Consider the following 18563-nt stretch of genomic DNA (forward strand, 5'->3'; position numbering starts at 1 on the left):
CCACTCATTAATGACCCGTTACTCACGCATCACCGGCACCGGTAGTTATTTGCCGCCGCGCCGACTGACCAACGCCGAACTGGCCGCCGACCTGGCCACCCGAGGCGTGGAAACCTCCGACGAATGGATTGTGGAGCGCACCGGCATCCGGGCCCGCCACTTTGCCGCGCCCGATGTGACCAGCAGCGACCTGGGTGTGGAAGCCGCCAAAAATGCCCTGCAGGCTGCGGGCCTGCAAGCATCCGATATCGACCTCATCATCGTGGCGACCTCGACACCCGACATGGTGTTCCCGTCGGCCGCCTGCATTTTGCAAAACAAGCTGGGCATCGCCGGCTGCGCGGCCTTTGACGTGCAGGCCGTGTGCAGCGGTTTCGTCTATGCGCTGACCGTGGCCGACGCCATGATACGCACCGGCTCGGCCAGCAAGGCGCTGGTGATAGGTGCTGAAGTGTTCTCGCGCATCCTGGATTTTTCGGACCGCACCACCTGCGTGCTCTTCGGCGACGGCGCCGGCGCCGTGGTGCTCGAGGCTTCGGAGACGCCCGGCATCCTCGCCAGCGACCTGCATGCCGACGGCAAGCATGTCGGCATCCTCTGTGTGCCCGGCAACGTCTCGGGCGGCCAGATCCTGGGCGACCCGCTGCTCAAGATGGACGGCCAGGCCGTGTTCAAGCTGGCGGTGGGCGTGCTCGAAAGCGCCGCGCGCGCCACGCTGGCAAAAGCCAACCTGACCGACGCCGACATCGATTGGCTGATCCCGCACCAGGCGAACATCCGCATCATGCAGAGCACGGCCAAAAAACTGAAGATGCCGCTCGAAAAGCTCATCGTCACGGTCGACCAGCACGGCAACACCTCCGCCGCCTCCATCCCGCTTGCGCTGGATACGGCCGTGCGTAGCGGCAAGATCCAAAAAGGCGACACCCTCATGCTCGAAGGCGTGGGCGGCGGCTTTACCTGGGGTGCGGTGCTTCTCAAGTACTGAGCGGCTCCCTACCCATCCGCCAGGCTTTCACAGACAGGTGGGCACTTGAATTTCAAACCGTCCGGTGCACTGGAGCGCCTTACAGCCGCCTTGCTGGTGCTGGCCTTCGCCCTGGCCGGATGGAAGGTCCTGCAGCAGCCGGCGGCTTCCCCATTTGCGGTGCCGTCCACCGATGCGCTCCAAGGGCCGCCTCGCACTCATTCGCCGGCACAGCAGCGCTCACCCGACGGCCGTTTCCGTTTTGACGCGCAGTTTGTGTCGTCCTCTCCCGGCCAGGCCGTGCATGCAGCCTCCCTGGTGGAACTGCGCGACGGCCGGTTGCGGGCGGTCTGGTTTTCGGGCTCGCGCGAAGGCGCAGGCGACGTCACCATCCAGAGCGCCGCGACGGACGCCACCGGTTTGCGCTGGGGCGCGGAAAGCACGCTGTTCGACCGGCAGGCGCTGCAGCAGGGCCTCTGGCGCTATGTCAAGAAAATCGGCAACCCGGTAATTGCCCGCGCGCCCGATGGCTCGCTGAACCTATGGATGGTCAATGTTTCGCTGGGGGGGTGGGCCGGTAGTTCCATCAGCTGGGCGCGCTCCACTGACGAAGGCGCGAGCTGGAGCGCGCCGCGCCGGCTGGTGACCTCGCCCTTCCTGAACATCAGCACCCTGGTCAAGGGCACACCCGTCATCTTCGAGAATGGTGAAACCGGCTTGCCGGTGTACCACGAGTTCGTCGCCAAGTTCGCTGAAGTCCTGCGCCTCAACGCCCAGGGCCAGGTTGTCGACAAGGTTCGCATCCCGGGCAGCCGCACCAGCTTGCAGCCAGTGGTCCTGGTGTCGGGGCCGGAGAAGGCACAGGTCTATATGCGTTCGGGCAATGCCACGGCGCTGATGGCCTCAAGCACCACCGATGCCGGCAAGACCTGGTTGCCGGCCCATGCAAGCGCCTGGCCCAATCCGGATTCCGCCCTGGCCGGCACCATGACGAACAGCGGCACGCAATGGCTGGCCCTGAACCCGGCGCCCCGCAACCGCGAAACACTGGCCTTGCTGCAGACCGCCGCGGGTGGCTCATTTGACGGCGTGACGCCCTGGATCGTGGAGTCCTCCGTCAATCCGCAGGCACGCACATCCATGGCCGACTACGAGCGCCTGCTGACCCAGGAACTCAAGGCCCGCGGCGCCAGCGACGGCGAGGCCCAGGCCTATGTGGCCAGCGCCCGGCGCCAGCTGTGCGGCGGCCAGAGCTGCTCCCAGGAGTTTTCCTATCCCTACCTGCTGCAAAGCCGCGACGGCTACCTGCACCTTGTCTATACCTGGCACCGCACGCGCATCAAGCATGTGCGGCTGGATCCCCTGCAAACCCTAGAGGCCGCGCAAGCGGCGCCCGGCCATGTTTCCCCCGGTAAATGACCTGATCGCCCTGCTTGGCATCAACCTGGTGCTCAGCGCCGGCTGCCTGCGCTTGCTCAGCTGGCGGCATGGCGTCACGCCCTGGGGCAAGTGGGCCGGTGCCGCGGTGTTTGTACTGCTGTGGTGCCCGGTGGGCCCGGCCCGTTTGCCGCTGGTCGCGTATGTGCGCGGCATCAGCTCGGACCTGAGCATTTCGCTGGTGCTCATCGCCTGCCTGGGCATGTACCGCCGCCTGCACGGCATGCCCCCCGCTCCGCAGCGTGAGCGCATGGCGCTGAGCCTTGCCATCGCGGCCTGCGCCTTGTTCCTGTATCCGCTGGCTCTGGGCTGGGGCGATTGGGATGCCTACCGGCTGGGATGGGGTTCGCCAGCCCTCTGGGCGGTGCTTCTGGCGCTGTCGCTGGTGTGCTGGGCCGGGGGCTTGCGCCTGCTGCCCACACTGGTGGCCCTGGCTTTGCTGGCCTGGGTGGCCGGCGCGCTGGAATCCACCAATCTGTGGGATTACCTCATAGACCCCTGGCTGGCGGTTGCGGCGATTTTTCAGTGCATCAAATCGGTAATCAATTGGGGTCTTGCGCGGCTGCGGGCTGCGCGTCATGGCGGCATGCCGTCCTCGGCTTGACAGTACGCGCTTCAAAAAATGGCTGCTCATCTTCTTAAAATGCATGCGGACGCCTTTGCGCGATCCAAGAATTCGATCCATGGAGTAATCATTTGAAATCGTTTGCCATTGTTTTTCCCGGCCAGGGCTCGCAGTCGGTCGGCATGCTGGACGCCTGGGGCGACCATCCCGTGATCGCGCAGACGCTGGCCGAGGCCTCGGAGGCGCTGGGCGAGGATGTGGGCCGCTTGATCAAGGAGGGCCCCAAGGAAGCGCTGGCCCTGACCACCAACACCCAGCCTGTGATGCTGGTCGCCGGCGTGGCGGCCTGCCGCGCCTGGATGGCAGAGACCGGCGTAGCGCCGGCCGCTGTGGCGGGCCATTCGCTGGGCGAATACTCCGCGCTGGTGGCTTCCGGCGTGCTGACGCTTGCGCAGGCCGCGCCGCTGGTGCGCTTTCGCGCGCAGGCCATGCAGGATGCGGTGCCGGTTGGCGTCGGCGCGATGGCGGCCATCCTGGGCATGGAAGCCTCCAGGGTGATCGAAGGCTGCGCCGAGGCTGCGCGCAGTTTCGGCGGCAACACCGCCGAAGTGGTGGAGGCCGTCAATTTCAATGACCCGATGCAGACTGTCATTGCGGGCAGCAAGGCCGCGGTCGAGAAAGCCTGTGAAGTGCTCAAGGCCAATGGCGCCAAGCGCGCCTTGCCGCTGCCGGTGTCGGCTCCCTTCCATTCCAGCCTCATGAAACCCGCGGCCGAGAAACTGCGTGAAAAGCTGGCCGCCGTCGATTTCGCGGCGCCGAAAATCCCGGTGGTCAACAACATCGACGTGGCCGTCGAGACAGACGCGGACCGCATTCGCGCGGCGCTGTATCGCCAGGCCTTCGGTCCCGTGCGCTGGGTGGAGTGCGTGCAAGCCATCAAGGCGCGCGGCCTCACGACGCTGGTCGAATGCGGGCCGGGCAAGGTGCTGGCCGGCATGGCCAAAAGAATCGATCCCGAATTGACGGGCATCCCCCTGTTTGATCCCGCCTCGCTGGCGGAAGTGAAGGAGTTACTGGCATGAGCGAAGTGAAGTTTGAAGGCCAGGTCGCGCTGGTCACCGGTGCATCGCGCGGCATCGGCGCGGCCATCGCGCTCGAGTTGGCCCAGAAGGGCCTCAAGGTCATAGGCACTGCAACCAGCGACGAAGGCGCGGCCAAAATTGGCCAGGCCCTCGCGGCCTTCCCGGGCTGCGCCGGCAAGAACCTGAACGTGAATGACGCCGCCGCGGCCGAAGCGCTGATCGAGGCCATCGTCAAAGAGCACGGCGGTTTGCAGGTGCTGGTCAACAACGCGGGTATCACGCGCGACATGCTGGCGATGCGCCTGAAGGACGAGGACTGGGACGCCGTGCTGGACACCAACCTCAAGGCCGTGTTCCGCATGAGCCGTGCGGTGATGCGCACCATGATGAAGCAGCGTTACGGCCGCATCATCAGCATCACCTCGGTGGTCGGCGCCTCGGGCAATGCGGGCCAGTCCAATTACGCGGCCGCCAAAGCCGGCGTGGCCGGCATGACGCGCGCGCTGGCGCGCGAGCTCGGTTCGCGCAACATCACCGTCAATTGTGTAGCGCCGGGCTTTATCGAGACCGACATGACGGCCGGTTTGCCCGAAGAGCAGCAAAAAGCGCTGCTGGGGCAGATACCGCTGGGCCACTTGGGCAAGCCGCAAGACATTGCGCACGCCGTGGCCTTTGTGGCCAGCCCGCAGGCGGCTTACATCACCGGCCAGGAGATTCACGTCAACGGCGGCATGTATATGTAGGCCTGGGGGCCGTCAGGCGGCGGTTTCATGAAAACCGCGGCTTGACAGTGGTAAAACACGGGAAATCGAAGCCGGTTTTTATCCGTCCGGCCCGGCGCTTAGGGAAACGACTCTAACGCGGTAAAATCACGGATTAATTTACAACCCTCAGAGGGAACTATGAGCGATATCGAAGCACGTGTTAAGAAAATCATTGCCGAACAACTCGGCGTGGAAGAAGGCCAGGTCACCAATGAAAAAGCCTTTGTGGCCGATCTGGGCGCTGACTCCCTTGACACCGTAGAACTGGTTATGGCTCTGGAAGACGAGTTCGGCATTGAGATTCCCGACGAAGACGCCGAGAAGATCACCACCGTCCAGAACGCGATTGACTACGCGAACACCCATCAAAAGGCCTGAGGTCGCAGGTTCGCGCCTGTGACTCAGCCGTCACCAAGCCTGAAAAGCCACAGGGCCTTTTCAGGTTCTTTTCAGGATTTCTGAATGAGCCGTCGTCGTGTCGTCGTGACAGGTCTGGGTTGCGTCAGCCCGGTAGGTAATACCGTGGCCGAATCCTGGGCCAATCTTCTTGCCGGCAAGCCCGGGATTGATCTTGTCACCGGGTTTGATGCCAGCAACCTCGCCTGCAAATTCGCCGGCGAGGTCAAGGGCTTCAACATCGCGGACTACATCCCCGAAAAAGAAGCCCGGCACATGGACCGGTTCATCCACCTGGGCCTGGCCGCGGCCTGCCAGGCGGTGGCCGATAGCGGCTTGCCGACCGGCGAGGCACTTGATGGCGAGCTGGCCACGCGTATAGGCTGCAATATCGGTTCGGGAATCGGCGGCTTGCCCATGATCGAGCAGATGCATTCCGAACTGGTCAATCGCGGCCCGCGCCGGATATCTCCGTTTTTTGTGCCCGCCTCGATCATCAACATGATCTCGGGGCATGTGTCCATCAAGTTCGGCTTCAAGGGCCCGAACGTCGCGGTCGTTACGGCCTGCACCACCGGCCTTCACGCGATCGGCCTGTCGGCCCGCATGATTGAGTACGGTGATTGCGACGTCATGGTGGCCGGCGGCGCGGAATCCTGCGTGTCGCCCCTGGGCATAGGCGGCTTCGCGGCAGCCCGTGCTTTGTCCACCCGCAACGAAGACCCGAAAACGGCCTCGCGTCCCTGGGACAAGGATCGCGACGGTTTTGTGCTGGGTGAGGGCGGCGGCGTGCTGGTGCTCGAAGAGTACGAACACGCCAAGGCCCGCGGCGCAAAAATTTATGCCGAGCTGACCGGCTTCGGCATGAGCGCCGATGCGTACCACATGACCGCGCCCGACATCGACGGCCCGCGCCGCTCCATGGTGATGGCCCTGAAGAACGCCGGTGTCAACGCCGACGAGGTCCAATACCTTAATGCGCACGGCACGTCCACGCCGCTGGGCGACCTTAACGAGACCAATGCCATCAAGGCGGCTTTCGGCGACCATGCTAAAAAGCTGATGGTCAGCTCCACCAAATCCATGACCGGCCACCTGCTGGGCGGGGCCGGCGGCATTGAATCGGTGTTTACCGTGCTCTCTCTGCACCATCAGAAGATCCCGCCGACCATCAATATCTTCAACCAGGACCCCGAGTGCGACCTCGACTACTGCGCCAATACCGCGCGTGACGCCAGGATCGAAGTTGCCGTGAAAAACAACTTCGGCTTCGGCGGCACCAACGGTACGTTGGTTTTCAAGCGCGCCTGATTGGTACCCGCGCTCCGCAAGCCCTTGGCCACGCACAACGCCCCTCCGGTTGTTTATCCGTTGGGGCGTTCGCGTTTTCTGGGCGCGCTCTTGCTGGGCCTGTGGCTTTGCGGCCTGTTGCTGACCCTGCTTTGGTTGTTCCAGGGTGCGGGGCGGCTCGACTGGCGTATCGCGCTGGCGCTTGTTTGTGTTGCCGCAGCCGGTGCAGCGGCCTATATCGGGTGGCGAAACGCCCCGGCAGGCCAGCTTGCCTGGGACGGCGAGGTCTGGCGCTGGGAAAGCCCGGGCTACCAGGCCGGTGTTGCCGAATACGGCCTGTCGATCCTGGCTGATTTCCAGAACATCTTGCTGCTGCGGCTTGAAAACCAGGCCCACGCCTGTTTATGGCTCTGGATGGAGCGGCGCAGCATGCCCGAGCGCTGGCTGGACTTGCGCAGGGCGGTTTATTCGCCGCACAAAGCAGCTGTGGCAGTATCGGGGGCTATGCACTCCTTAGACGGCGGGCCAAACCCTTCATGAGCGCCGACCTGCCACTTTTGCCGCTTGAAAAAGCCACCGACAGCGACGCCATGCTGGTCGAGCGCACGGTCGCGGGCGACCAGAAAGCCTATGAGCTGCTGGTCATCAAATACCAGCGGCGCATCCAGCGCCTGATAGGCCGCATGGTCCGCGACGTGGATCTGGTGGAGGACATCGCCCAGGAAACGTTTATCCGGGCCTACCGGGCCCTGGCGCAGTTCAGGGGTGAGGCCCAGTTTTACACCTGGTTGTACCGGATCGCGGTGAATACTGCGAAAAAAGCCCTGATGGACCTCAAACGGGACCCGACCGTTTCCGAAAATGCCTTCAAATCGGGCCAAAGCGACGAAAGCGATGAAACTTCCCCGCTGGAAAACGAACTAACAAGCTCGGAAACGCCGGATGCCGTGCTGGCCAGCAAGGAAATCGCGGAAATCATCAATGCCGCCATGGAAGCCTTGCCGGAGGAGCTCCGCCAGGCCATCACCCTGCGTGAAATCGAAGGGTTGAGCTATGAAGAGATCTCGGAGGCCATGGATTGCCCCATAGGCACGGTGCGGTCCCGGATTTTCAGGGCGCGTGAAGCGATTTCGCAGAAGGTAAAGCCTTTGCTGGAAAACCAGAGCGGCAAGCGCTGGTAAGGCCGCGGCAGCCAGGAGCCATCCATGAACCCCACGAATACCAAGAACATCATGAAACCGTCTATGCAAACCAGCGAACTCATGTCCGCCCTGGCCGATGGGCAGCTGGGCGGGGAAGACTTTGCGGCCGCGCTTCACGCCAGCCGGCACGATGATTCGGCGGTCGCGTGCTGGGCCACCTATCACCTGATCGGCGATGCGCTGCGTTCCTCCCATGATGCGCGCGGCGCGGACCCGGCATTTCTCAGCCGCCTGAACCAGCGCCTGGCACAGGAAGCCTCGCCGGCCTCTGTCCCTCGTCACGTCCCGCCGGCTGTCCAGCATTTGCCTGCGGCCCTGCCTGATCACCGCAGCTCGGCTGCCAACGACGGCGAGTTCCGCTGGAAGCTGGTGGCGGGCTTTGCCTCGCTCGCGGCGGTGTCCGCCATCGCATGGAATGCCGCCGGCCTGCTGGCCCCGGCCGTCGCGCCGCAGCTGGCCCAGGCGCCCACTTCCCCCACTTCTGCCCAGCAGGTGGTGGTGGTCGCTTCGCCTCAAGGCCCCGTGGTGCGCGATGCACGGCTTGAGGAACTGCTGGCCGCGCACAAACAGCTGGGCGGCACCTCGGCCCTGCAGGAGCCTTCGGGCTTTCTGCGCAATGCCACTTTCGAGACGCCCCGCAATGCGGCGCGCTGAGCGCAGGCTGCACCGCTACCGGGCTTTGGCGACACCATGAACCTCAAGCTACTCCGTCTTCTCGCCCTGGCAGGATGCACCTTGCCGGCCGTGGGCTACGTGGCGGCGCAGGCTACGCCTGCCCCCGCAGCATCGGCCGTGGAATCCCGCAGCATCAACGACTGGCTGATGCGCATGCATGAGGCCTCCCGAAAGCGTTCCTACATCGGCACCTTTGTGGTCTCGTCGGGCGGTGCCATGTCCAGCGCCAAGATCTGGCATGTCTGCGAGGGCGACCAGCAGATGGAGCGGGTCGAGACACTCACGGGCGCGCCGCGCTCCATCTTTCGCCACAACGACCAGGTGGTCACCTTCATGCCCGACCACAAGGTGGTCCGCAGTGAAAAGCGCGAGTCGCTGGGCATGTTCCCGCAACTGCTGCAGTCGGCCGACGGCCGTATTGCCGATTACTACAAGGTCAAGCAGGAGGGCGCCGAGCGCGTGGCCGGCGTCGAAGCCGACATCGTGCTGCTGGTGCCCAAGGACAATATGCGCTTTGGTTACCGTGTCTGGACCGAGCAGAAAAAAGGCCTGGTCGTGAAGCTGCAGACGCTGGACACCGACGGCAAGGTGCTGGAGCAGGCGGCGTTTTCCGAGTTGCAGCTCGATGCCCCGGTCAAGATGGACAAGCTGCTGCAGATGATGGGCAAAGTCGAAGGCTACCGTGTCGAGAAACCGGTCCTGGTAAAAACCACCGCCAGCGCCGAAGGCTGGGTCCTGAAGGCGCCGGTGGCGGGCTTCAAGCCCATGAGTTGCTACAAGCGGCCGGCGACCGCCAATCCGGTGCCCGGCGAGGAACCCCTGCAATGGATTTTTTCGGACGGCCTGGCCTCGGTGTCCGTCTTTGTGGAGCCCTTTGACCGGCAACGCCACGAGAGAGAGTCCAGCCTGTCGATGGGCGCCACGCAGACCATCACCCGCCAGCTCGACACTTATTGGGTCACCGTCATGGGTGAAGTCCCCATGGCTACCCTGAAGCTCTTTGCCAATGGCCTGGAGCGCAAGAAATAATATGCCCTGGCGCTCCCGCTGCCGGCTTCCCCCCGGCGAGCTGGTTCGCCTGATGACCCCTATTTTTGACGAGGCTGACGATGCTTGAATTGAACTGGAAACCCCTGCGCTCCTGCCTGACCGCCGGTCTGGTGGCGGCTGCCGCAGTCGCTACGCTGGTGCCCGTGGCCCCGACCTGGGCGCAAACCCGCACATTGCCCGATTTCACCGACCTGGTGGAGCAGGTCGGCCCGTCGGTGGTCAATATCCGCACCCTGGAAAAAGCCAAGCCCTCGGCCGGCGGAAGCGCCGATGAGCAGATGCTGGAGTTCTTCAAGCGCTTCGGCATCCCGGTCCCGCCCAATATGCCGCGCGTGCCGCGGCCCGACCGCGGGCAACCCGACGAAGACCAGCCGCGCGGCGTGGGTTCCGGTTTCATCCTGACGGCGGACGGCTTCGTCATGACCAACGCCCACGTGGTGGAGGGCGCCGATGAGGTTCTCGTCACCCTGGCGGACAAGCGCGAGTTCAAGGCCAAGATCATCGGCGCCGACAAGCGCAGCGACGTGGCCGTGGTCAAGATCGAGGCGACCGGCCTGCCGGCCGTCAAGATCGGCGATATCAACCGCCTCAAGGTGGGCGAATGGGTGATGGCCATAGGCTCGCCCTTCGGCCTTGAGAACACCGTGACGGCGGGCATCGTGAGCGCCAAGCAGCGCGACACCGGCGACTACCTGCCCTTCATCCAGACCGACGTGGCCATCAACCCGGGCAACTCCGGCGGCCCGCTGATCAATATGCGCGGCGAAGTGGTGGGCATCAACAGCCAGATCTATTCGCGCTCGGGCGGTTTCCAGGGTATCTCCTTTGCCATCCCCATCGATGAGGCCGCCCGCGTATCCGACCAGCTGCGCAGCAGCGGCAGGGTCACGCGCGGCCGTATCGGCGTGCAGATCGACCAGGTCACCAAGGACGTGGCGGAATCCATAGGCCTGGGCAAGGCCCAGGGCGCTCTGGTCCGCGGCGTTGAAAGCGGCGCACCCGCCGAAAAAGCCGGCATCGAGGCCGGCGACATCATCATCAAGTTCGACGGCAAGCCCATCGAAAAATCCAGCGACCTGCCGCGCATGGTCGGCAACGTGAAGCCCGGCACCAAGGCCGTGGTGACCGTCTTCAGGCGCGGCGCGAGCAAGGACCTCTCGGTCACCATCGGCGAGGTCGAGCCTGAAAAGCCGGCACGCAAGGCTTCGGGCCCCGAACCCAAGGCGCCGGCCGTGGGTGCGGCCCAGGCGCTGGGCCTGGTGGTCAGCGAAGTGAGCGATGCGCAGAAGAAGGAACTCAAGATCAAGGGCGGCGTCAAGGTGGACACAGCCGAAGCCGCGGCTTCGCGCGCAGGGCTTCGCGAGGGCGACGTGATCGTGGCCATCGCCAATTCGGAAGTCACCAGCGTCAAGGAATTCGAAGCGGCCCTTGCCAAGATCGACAAGACCAAAGCCATCAATGTGCTGTTCCGCCGCGGTGAATGGGCGCAGTACGCGCTGATCCGGCCCGCGCGTTAAACCGGCATCGCAGGGCCCGTCCCAGGTTGAACCACCGGGCCCGTTCTCGTTCAGGCCGGGCCCCGTGCCCTGGCACCGAGAGCCGCCGACGGGCCCGGAAGGCCCCCATACCCTGCTGGGGTTTATGGGTTTTGCCGGCATCCGGGCCTTTTTTAAGCTCCCCAAAAATATATTTTTCGACGGCCCGGTACTTGCTTTTTGTTAGTGTTTACTTACAACGAAATCGAGTCACGGACGGATTTCGGTAGAATAGGGGCTTGCCTCTGTGTCTTTTGGATATATCGGGGACTCCAAAATCCCGCTTTCCAACTTGATTTTGGGTAATACACACTGATCCACAGATCACCCACAAGTTGTTCAGAGACATGCAGTTTAAAAATGTGAATAAGTTGTGTATAAGATTCCTGTTGCTAGCCTGCAACGACAAAAATATGGCAATTTCGGGACTGTTCGGCTCTGGCTTTTTGCCTACAATGAAGTTCCAACTATCGCAGTTGCCATAGATTGTTGGTTCAGGGCGCGTCGCTAATCGACGCGCCCTTTTTTATGGCCCCTCGCGAATCGCACCCAATCTCTTCGCAATACTTTCAAGTACTTAGGCGTTCTCGTTGATGAATCACATCAGAAATTTTTCGATCATTGCGCACATTGATCACGGCAAATCCACCTTGGCCGATCGACTCATCCAGCGCTGCGGTGGTTTGCAGGACCGCGAGATGAGCGCGCAGGTTCTGGATTCGATGGACATCGAAAAAGAGCGTGGGATAACCATCAAGGCGCAGACCGCTGCGCTCAAATACAAGGCACTCAACGGCGAGGTTTACAACCTCAATCTGATCGACACGCCGGGCCACGTCGACTTCTCTTATGAGGTCAGCCGCTCGCTGTCCGCATGCGAGGGCGCGCTGCTGGTGGTGGACGCGAGCCAGGGCGTGGAGGCGCAGACCGTCGCCAACTGCTACACCGCGCTGGATCTCGGCGTGGAGGTCGTGCCGGTGCTCAACAAGATGGACTTGCCGCAGGCCGACCCCGAAAACGCCAAGCAGGAAATCGAGGAGGTCATCGGCATAGACGCGACCGACGCGATCCCCTGCAGCGCCAAGACCGGCATGGGCATCGACGAAATCCTGGAAGCCATCGTCGCCCGGATTCCCTCGCCCAAGGGCAATCCGGACGGCCCGCTGCGGGCCATGATCATCGACAGCTGGTACGACGCCTATGTGGGCGTGGTCATGCTGGTGCGGGTGGTCGACGGCCGGCTCGCCAGGGGCGACCGCATCAAGCTGATGGCCAGCGAGGCGATGTACAACGCCGAGCAACTGGGGGTCTTCACCCCGCACACCGAGCCGCGCCAGTCGCTGGAGCCCGGCGAAGTGGGTTTTGTGATCGCCGGCATCAAGGAACTGCAGGCCGCCCGCGTGGGCGACACCGTCACGCTGGTCAAGCCCGGCACCGGTGGCGCGGCATTCACCGCCACCGAGGCGCTGCCCGGCTTCAAGGAAATCCAGCCCGCCGTTTTTGCCGGGCTTTATCCCTCCGAGGCCAGCGAGTACGAATCCCTGCGGGACGCGCTGGAAAAGCTCAAGCTCAACGACGCCTCGCTGCACTACGAGCCCGAGGTCAGCGAAGCCCTGGGTTTCGGCTTTCGCTGCGGCTTCCTGGGCCTGCTGCACATGGAGATCGTCCAGGAGCGGCTGGAGCGGGAGTTCGACCAGGACCTGATCACGACGGCGCCCAGCGTCGTCTATGAGGTGCTCAAGTCCGACGGCGAGACCATCATGGTCGAGAACCCGTCCAAAATCCCGGACGCCGGGCGCGTCAACGAGATCCGCGAGCCCATCGTGACCGTGCACCTGTACATGCCGCAGGACTACGTGGGTGCCGTCATGACGCTGGCCAACCAGAAGCGCGGCATCCAGCTGAACATGGCCTACCACGGCAAGCAGGTCATGCTGACCTACGAGATGCCGCTGGGCGAGATCGTTCTGGACTTCTTCGACAAGCTCAAGTCCGTCTCGCGCGGTTACGCGTCCATGGACTACGAGTTCAAGGAATTCCGGGCTTCGGATGTGGTGAAGGTCGACATCCTGCTCAATGGCGAGAAGGTGGACGCGCTGTCCATCATCGTCCACCGCAGCCAGTCGGCCTACCGCGGGCGGGCGGTGGTCGCCAAGATGCGCGAGATCATTTCGCGCCAGCAATTCGACGTCGCGATCCAGGCCGCTATCGGGGCCAACATTATTGCGCGTGAGACAATCAAGGCGCTTCGCAAGAACGTGATCGCCAAATGCTACGGCGGCGATATTTCACGTAAGCGCAAGCTCCTAGAGAAACAAAAAGCGGGTAAAAAACGCATGAAACAAATCGGTTCCGTTGAAGTACCCCAGGAAGCTTTCCTGGCCATATTGCAGGTGGAAGACTGATGCGCGGCGCAATGAGCACGATCACGGCCGTGGTGCTGGCGGCCTTTGTGGGTTACGGCGCCGCCTGGTACTTCGGCATCGTCGAAGGCAACTTCTCCCTGCTGCTGTTCCTGGCATCGGTGGTCACCGGCATCTACTGGCTGGCCGAGCGCTTTTATTTCCTGCCGCAGCGCTACAGGGCCGCCGCGGCGCTAGAGGAAAGCGCCGCCAGGCGCCAGGCCGAGCTGGCCCAAAAAGGCATTACCCAGGTCGACAACAACAATCTCGGAGAAGCCCGCGCCCGGCTCATCATGCAGCCCTGGTGGCTGGACTGGACCGCCGGCCTGTTCCCGGTGATCGTGGTGGTTTTCCTGCTGCGCTCCTTCCTGTTCGAGCCCTTCAAGATCCCCTCCGGCTCGATGATCCCGACGCTGCTGATCAACGACCTGATCCTGGTCAACAAATTCCACTACGGCGTGCGCCTGCCCGTGCTGAACATCAAGGTCATCAACAACCAGAGCCCGCAGCGCGGCGACGTGATGGTGTTTCGCTACCCGCCCAAGCCCAGCCTGGACTACATCAAGCGCGTGGTCGGCGTGCCCGGGGACGAAGTGGCCTACATCAACAAAAAGTTGACCATCAACGGCAAACCCCTGCCCAAGACGCCGTTGCCGGATTTCTTTGACGAGGACGTGCTGCGCTACGCCAAGCAATTCGAAGAGGTCAACGGCGGCAAGAAATACCGCCTGCTCAATGACGACACACGGCGCGCCGGACTGGACGAGCGTGAGGTCATGGACTTTCCTTTCAAGCAAAATTGCCGTTACAGTAGCGAAGGCATGGTCTGCAAGGTGCCTGAGGGGCAGTACTTCATGATGGGCGACAACCGCGATAATTCGCAGGATTCGCGCTATTGGGGCTTTGTCCCGGAGGCCAATATCGTGGGTAAGGCCTTTTTTGTCTGGATGAATTTCGGCAACCTCAAACGTATCGGCTCTTTCGAATAGCAATATGGGCGGCAGCGCCGTCCGGGACGGCGGGCCGGAGGGTTTTCTAGTCAGAGCAGGAGAAAAAATGAAACATCAGCAACGCGGCATTTCCTTCATCGGCCTTCTGTTTTTCTGCGTCATCCTGGTCTGCGCGGGGATTCTGGCCGCCCAGGTTTTCCCCACGCTGGTTGAGCTCCAGGCCATCACCAAGGCCGTCAACAAGGCCAGGGACGGCAATACCGTCGTTGAAGTCCGCACCATCTTCGACAAGGCGGCGCAGATTGACGACATCAAGTCCATCAGCGGCAAGGACCTGGAAGTGACCAAGGAAGGCGACAAAACCGTGGTGTCCTTCGCCTACAACAAGGAAATCCACATGGCCGGCCCCGCCTTCTTGCTGCTCAAGTACAGCGGCAAATCCAAATAAGTGCGAGCCAGCGCCACCTCGAGCCCGGGCCTGCCGGCGCTGCAAAAGCGCCTGGAGCATGAGTTCTCCAACCCCAAACTGCTGCTGCAGGCACTGACGCACCGCAGTTTTTCGTCCGACCACAACGAGCGCATCGAGTTTCTGGGCGATTCCGTCCTGAACCTGGCGGTGGCCGGCCTGCTCTATGAACAACTGAGCGAGCTGCCCGAAGGCGACCTGTCGCGCGTGCGCGCCAACCTGGTCAAGCAGGACACCCTGCACAAGTTGGCGGTCGGGCTGGGCCTGCCCGAGATGGTGCGTCTGGGCGAGGGCGAGGCCAAGTCCGGCGGCCACAAGCGGCCCTCCATTCTTGCCGACGCGCTGGAGGCCGTGATAGGCGCGGTCTACCTCGACGCAGGCTTTGACACCGCCGCGCGGCTGGTGCATCGACTCTTCAAGGATGTCGAGATCAACCCCCAGATGCAGGCCATCGGCAAGGACCCCAAGACCGAATTGCAGGAGTGGCTGCAAGGGCGCAAAATGAACCTGCCCATCTACCGCGTGGTGGGCACCATGGGTGCCGCCCACAAGCAGACCTTCGACGTCGAGTGTGAAATCGCGGAGTTCGGGCGGGCCGAGCGCGGCATAGGCGGTTCGCGCCGGGCCGGCGAGCAGGCTGCCGCAGCAGCCATGCTGATGTTTGTCAAGACACTGGAATCCTGACTCCAAGCCTGCCGCCGCCCAGAGGCTGCGGGCCAACACACCAAAATTATGAGTACAGGTAAAAAAGAAGCCAAGAAACCGGCCGCTGCCGCAGCAGCGCCCGCTACCAAGCCCAAGGCGCGGCCGGCCAAAGCTTTAGAGGCGGTGCAGCCGCCCGATGCGCTCGAAGCCATGCTGGCGCAGGCCCTGTCCTCGCGCGGCGCGGCCGTGCCCGCCCCCGACACGCCGTCCGCCGGCGAGCAGCGCTGCGGCCTGATCGCCATTGTCGGCAAGCCCAATGTGGGAAAGTCCACCCTGCTCAATGCCCTGGTGGGGCAAAAAATCAGCATCACCTCGCGCAAGGCCCAGACCACGCGCCACCGCATTACCGGCATGCGCACGGTCAAGGCAACACAATATGTGTTCGTCGACACGCCGGGCTTCCAGACCCGGCACGGCAACGCGCTGAACCGCTCGCTGAACCGCACCGTGGTCGGTGCCGTCAACGACGTGGACTTGATTGTGTTCGTCGTCGAAGCCGGCCAGTTCAACCAGGCCGATGCCAAGGTGCTGGCCCTGCTGCCCGAAAAGACGCCCGCGATCCTGCTGGCCAACAAATTCGACCTGATACACCGCCGTGCCGACATCGCCCCCTGGCTCAAGGAGATGCAGGAGAGGCACAATTTTGCCGAGTTCGTACCCATGTCGGCCAACAACGCCAGGGACATCGAGCGCCTGTTCGGCATTTGCGAAAAATACCTGCCAGTCCAGCCCTGGATGTACGGCGCCGACGAGCTGACCGACCGCAGCGATCGCTTCATGGCCGCCGAGATCATCCGTGAAAAGCTGTTCCGCCTGACCGGCGACGAACTGCCCTACACCTCCACCGTCGTCATCGACCAGTACGAGGAAGAGGGCGCCCTGCGCAAGATCGCCGCCACCATCATTGTCGAGCGCGACGGCCATAAGGGCATGATCATTGGCGAGAAGGGCGAAAAGCTCAAACGCATAGGCACCGAAGCCCGGCACGAACTAGAGACCCTCACGGGCGGCAAGGTGTTCCTGGAAATCTGGGTCAAGGTCCGCTCGGGCTGGGCGGACGACGAAGCCAGAGTTAAAACATTCGGCTACGAGTAAGCGGAGTTGCGCACCGCCCATGGCCACTAAACGCATTGGCGATGAACCCGCTTATGTCCTGCACCGCTACGACTGGAGCGAGTCCAGCCTGATCCTGGAGGTGTTCACCCGCAAGTACGGGCGGGTAGCGCTGGTCGCGCGCGGGGCGAAAAAGCCCAGTTCCAATTTCCGGCCCATCCTGCTGCCGCTGCAGCCGCTGCACATCGCCTTCGGCGGCGACGCGGAAATCCGCACCCTCAAGAGCGCTGAATGGCAAGGGGGCCATGTGATGCCGACCGGCGACGCGCTGCTGTCAGGCTATTACCTCAACGAACTGCTGATGCGCCTGCTGGCCCGGGACGATCCGCACCCCGTGCTGTTTGAGGCCTATGCGGCCACGGTGCAGTTGCTCGCCGCGCAGAGCGCCGAGACCCTGCAGCTGGCCTTGCGCGCCTTTGAACTGCGGCTGCTGCGCGATATCGGCCTTTTGCCCCTGCTGGATCTTGAGACCGCCACGCTGGCGCCGCTGGATTCCGACACCCGCTATGTGCTGGTGCCCGAGGCGGGCCTGCGGCAAGCGCATGACGATGACCGTGTCAGCCTGCCCGGCGGGCAGTGGCAGGCGCTGCAGCAGGCGCTGGGCGAAGAGTCCCTGTTTTCCGACACCGTGCGGGCCTGTATCCCGGGCTTCAATGAGCTTAAAACCCAGCTGCGCGGCCTGCTGCACTACCATTGTGGCGTCAAGGTCCTGAAAACCCGGCAAATGATGATGGACCTGCAAGCTTTTTAACGAGCCACCGCCATGAAAATCCTTTCGCCCGTTCCCGTCGTGTCCCATGTGTACGGCAAGACCGCACTGTCGGTCAATGTCAACAAGGTCGCCTTGCTGCGCAATTCCCGCCACCTGGACATTCCGAGCGTGCTGCGCGCCGCCGAGCTGTGCCTGGAGGCCGGCGCCCAGGGCATCACGGTGCATCCGCGCCCGGACGAGCGTCACATCCGTCCCGACGACGTCTTTGAGCTTGCGGCGCTGATGAAGGACTGGCCCGACCGCGAATTCAACATTGAAGGCAACCCTTTCCAGAACCTCATGGACTTTGTGCACGACCTGGCCGCCCGCGGCCTGCCGCTGCACCAGTGCACCTTTGTGCCCGACAGCGAAGACCAGTTCACCAGCGACCACGGCTGGAGCTTTCCCGAGGACGCCGAGCGTCTGCGGCCTTTGATCCAGCAGGCGCACGACCGCCGCGTGCGCGTCAGCCTCTTTATGGACCCGGTGCCCGAAGCCATGGCGGCCGCCAAGGCCGTGGGCGCCGACCGCGTGGAGTTCTATACGGAAACCTATGCCCGCGCCTGGGCCGGCCCCGAAAAAGCACAGGTGCTGGCCCGCTTCACCGCGGCGGCGCAGGCTGCGGCGGCCGCAGGCCTGGGCATCAACGCCGGCCACGACCTGAACCGCGACAATCTCACGGAGTTTGTGCGCGAAGTGCCGGGCGTGCTGGAAGTCTCCATAGGCCACGCCCTGGTCGCCGACGCGCTGGAACTGGGCTACGCCGCCACCGTCAGGAGCTATCTGGCCAGCATAGACCGGGCGTTTGTTTCTGCATGATCTACGGCATAGGTACTGATATCTGCGATGTGCGCCGCATTCGCGCCAGCCTTGAAAAACACGGCGAACGCTTTGCCAGGAAGATCCTGGCCGACGGCGAGCTGGTCACCTGGAAGGCCCGCAGCGCGCGCTGGCCGGACCGCGGCGTCAGCTACCTGGCCACCCGTTTTTCCGCCAAGGAGGCCTTCAGCAAGGCGATAGGCATGGGCATGCGCATGCCCATGACCTGGCGCTCCTGCGAAATCGCCAAGGCCGCCAGCGGCAAGCCCGAAATCGTGTTGCACGGCGCGCTCAAAACCTGGTTCGAGGCGCGCCAGCTCACTGCCCATATCACCGTAACCGACGAGACCGATTACGCCGCCAGTTTCTGCGTGGTGGAAAAGCTCTCCTGACC

Annotated in this window: 20 protein-coding genes; all 20 read left to right on the forward strand. The window is 63.2% G+C overall.

What is annotated here, in order from left to right:
• Window positions 1–10: 10 nt before the first annotated feature.
• Window positions 11–988, forward strand: coding sequence for a beta-ketoacyl-ACP synthase III (locus ACEN8I_RS02170; RefSeq protein WP_413325812.1), 978 nt, complete (start codon window positions 11–13; stop codon window positions 986–988).
• A 45-nt stretch (window positions 989–1033) separates the two neighbouring features.
• Window positions 1034–2386, forward strand: a complete 1353-nt coding sequence (locus tag ACEN8I_RS02175) for a sialidase family protein (RefSeq protein ID WP_413325814.1) — start codon at window positions 1034–1036, stop codon at window positions 2384–2386.
• The gene (locus ACEN8I_RS02180; protein ID WP_413325816.1) at window positions 2367–3008 is read left to right on the forward strand and encodes a hypothetical protein; all 642 of its coding nucleotides are present in this window, start codon (window positions 2367–2369) and stop codon (window positions 3006–3008) included. The genes ACEN8I_RS02175 and ACEN8I_RS02180 overlap by 20 nt, the downstream gene beginning before the upstream one ends.
• A 92-nt stretch (window positions 3009–3100) precedes the next feature.
• On the forward strand, window positions 3101–4051 hold the full coding sequence (gene fabD, locus ACEN8I_RS02185) for an ACP S-malonyltransferase (protein WP_413325818.1): 951 nt from the start codon (window positions 3101–3103) through the stop codon (window positions 4049–4051).
• The gene (gene fabG, locus ACEN8I_RS02190) at window positions 4048–4794 is read left to right on the forward strand and encodes a 3-oxoacyl-ACP reductase FabG (protein ID WP_007873884.1); all 747 of its coding nucleotides are present in this window, start codon (window positions 4048–4050) and stop codon (window positions 4792–4794) included. Before fabD ends, fabG begins: the two co-directional genes overlap by 4 nt.
• Before the next feature lie 159 nt (window positions 4795–4953).
• Complete coding sequence (gene acpP, locus ACEN8I_RS02195) at window positions 4954–5193, forward strand: acyl carrier protein (RefSeq protein ID WP_007873885.1); 240 nt, start codon at window positions 4954–4956, stop codon at window positions 5191–5193.
• Window positions 5194–5277: 84 nt separating this feature from the next.
• A complete protein-coding gene (gene fabF, locus ACEN8I_RS02200) occupies window positions 5278–6522 on the forward strand; it encodes a beta-ketoacyl-ACP synthase II (protein ID WP_413325821.1) in 1245 nt (414 codons plus the stop codon).
• Window positions 6523–6546: 24 nt separating this feature from the next.
• Complete coding sequence (locus ACEN8I_RS02205; protein WP_413325823.1) at window positions 6547–7041, forward strand: hypothetical protein; 495 nt, start codon at window positions 6547–6549, stop codon at window positions 7039–7041.
• Entirely contained in the window at window positions 7038–7682 is a 645-nt protein-coding gene (gene rpoE, locus ACEN8I_RS02210; RefSeq protein WP_413325825.1) for an RNA polymerase sigma factor RpoE, read from the forward strand. Before ACEN8I_RS02205 ends, rpoE begins: the two co-directional genes overlap by 4 nt.
• 24 nt (window positions 7683–7706) lie before the next feature.
• Window positions 7707–8357 carry a sigma-E factor negative regulatory protein gene (locus ACEN8I_RS02215; RefSeq protein ID WP_413325827.1) on the forward strand — a complete coding sequence of 217 codons (651 nt, stop codon included), beginning with the start codon at window positions 7707–7709 and terminating at the stop codon, window positions 8355–8357.
• A 36-nt stretch (window positions 8358–8393) separates the two neighbouring features.
• Complete coding sequence (locus tag ACEN8I_RS02220; protein WP_413325829.1) at window positions 8394–9407, forward strand: MucB/RseB C-terminal domain-containing protein; 1014 nt, start codon at window positions 8394–8396, stop codon at window positions 9405–9407.
• Between the two features lie 80 nt (window positions 9408–9487).
• Window positions 9488–10945 (forward strand): DegQ family serine endoprotease, encoded by a 1458-nt coding sequence (locus tag ACEN8I_RS02225; protein WP_413325831.1) that lies wholly within the window; start codon window positions 9488–9490, stop codon window positions 10943–10945.
• A 611-nt stretch (window positions 10946–11556) separates the two neighbouring features.
• Entirely contained in the window at window positions 11557–13368 is a 1812-nt protein-coding gene (lepA, locus tag ACEN8I_RS02230) for a translation elongation factor 4 (protein ID WP_074577666.1), read from the forward strand.
• A gap of 11 nt (window positions 13369–13379) precedes the next feature.
• Window positions 13380–14354 (forward strand): signal peptidase I, encoded by a 975-nt coding sequence (gene lepB / locus ACEN8I_RS02235; RefSeq protein ID WP_413325834.1) that lies wholly within the window; start codon window positions 13380–13382, stop codon window positions 14352–14354.
• Window positions 14355–14421: 67 nt separating this feature from the next.
• Window positions 14422–14763 (forward strand): DUF4845 domain-containing protein, encoded by a 342-nt coding sequence (locus ACEN8I_RS02240; RefSeq protein WP_413325835.1) that lies wholly within the window; start codon window positions 14422–14424, stop codon window positions 14761–14763.
• Window positions 14764–15465: a ribonuclease III gene (gene rnc, locus ACEN8I_RS02245; RefSeq protein ID WP_007873895.1), complete on the forward strand. Its 702-nt coding sequence runs from the start codon at window positions 14764–14766 to the stop codon at window positions 15463–15465.
• Window positions 15466–15636: 171 nt separating this feature from the next.
• Window positions 15637–16581 carry a GTPase Era gene (gene era / locus ACEN8I_RS02250; RefSeq protein WP_413326372.1) on the forward strand — a complete coding sequence of 315 codons (945 nt, stop codon included), beginning with the start codon at window positions 15637–15639 and terminating at the stop codon, window positions 16579–16581.
• 19 nt (window positions 16582–16600) lie between these two features.
• Window positions 16601–17350: a DNA repair protein RecO gene (gene recO / locus ACEN8I_RS02255; RefSeq protein ID WP_413325837.1), complete on the forward strand. Its 750-nt coding sequence runs from the start codon at window positions 16601–16603 to the stop codon at window positions 17348–17350.
• A 12-nt stretch (window positions 17351–17362) separates the two neighbouring features.
• Window positions 17363–18169, forward strand: a complete 807-nt coding sequence (locus tag ACEN8I_RS02260; protein WP_413325839.1) for a pyridoxine 5'-phosphate synthase — start codon at window positions 17363–17365, stop codon at window positions 18167–18169.
• A complete protein-coding gene (gene acpS / locus ACEN8I_RS02265; RefSeq protein WP_413325841.1) occupies window positions 18166–18561 on the forward strand; it encodes a holo-ACP synthase in 396 nt (131 codons plus the stop codon). Before ACEN8I_RS02260 ends, acpS begins: the two co-directional genes overlap by 4 nt.
• The last annotated feature ends 2 nt before the right edge of the window (window positions 18562–18563 follow it).

The organism is Polaromonas sp. CT11-55 (genome assembly GCF_047303325.1).
In the GTDB taxonomy this organism is placed as follows: Bacteria; Pseudomonadota; Gammaproteobacteria; order Burkholderiales; family Burkholderiaceae_C; genus Polaromonas.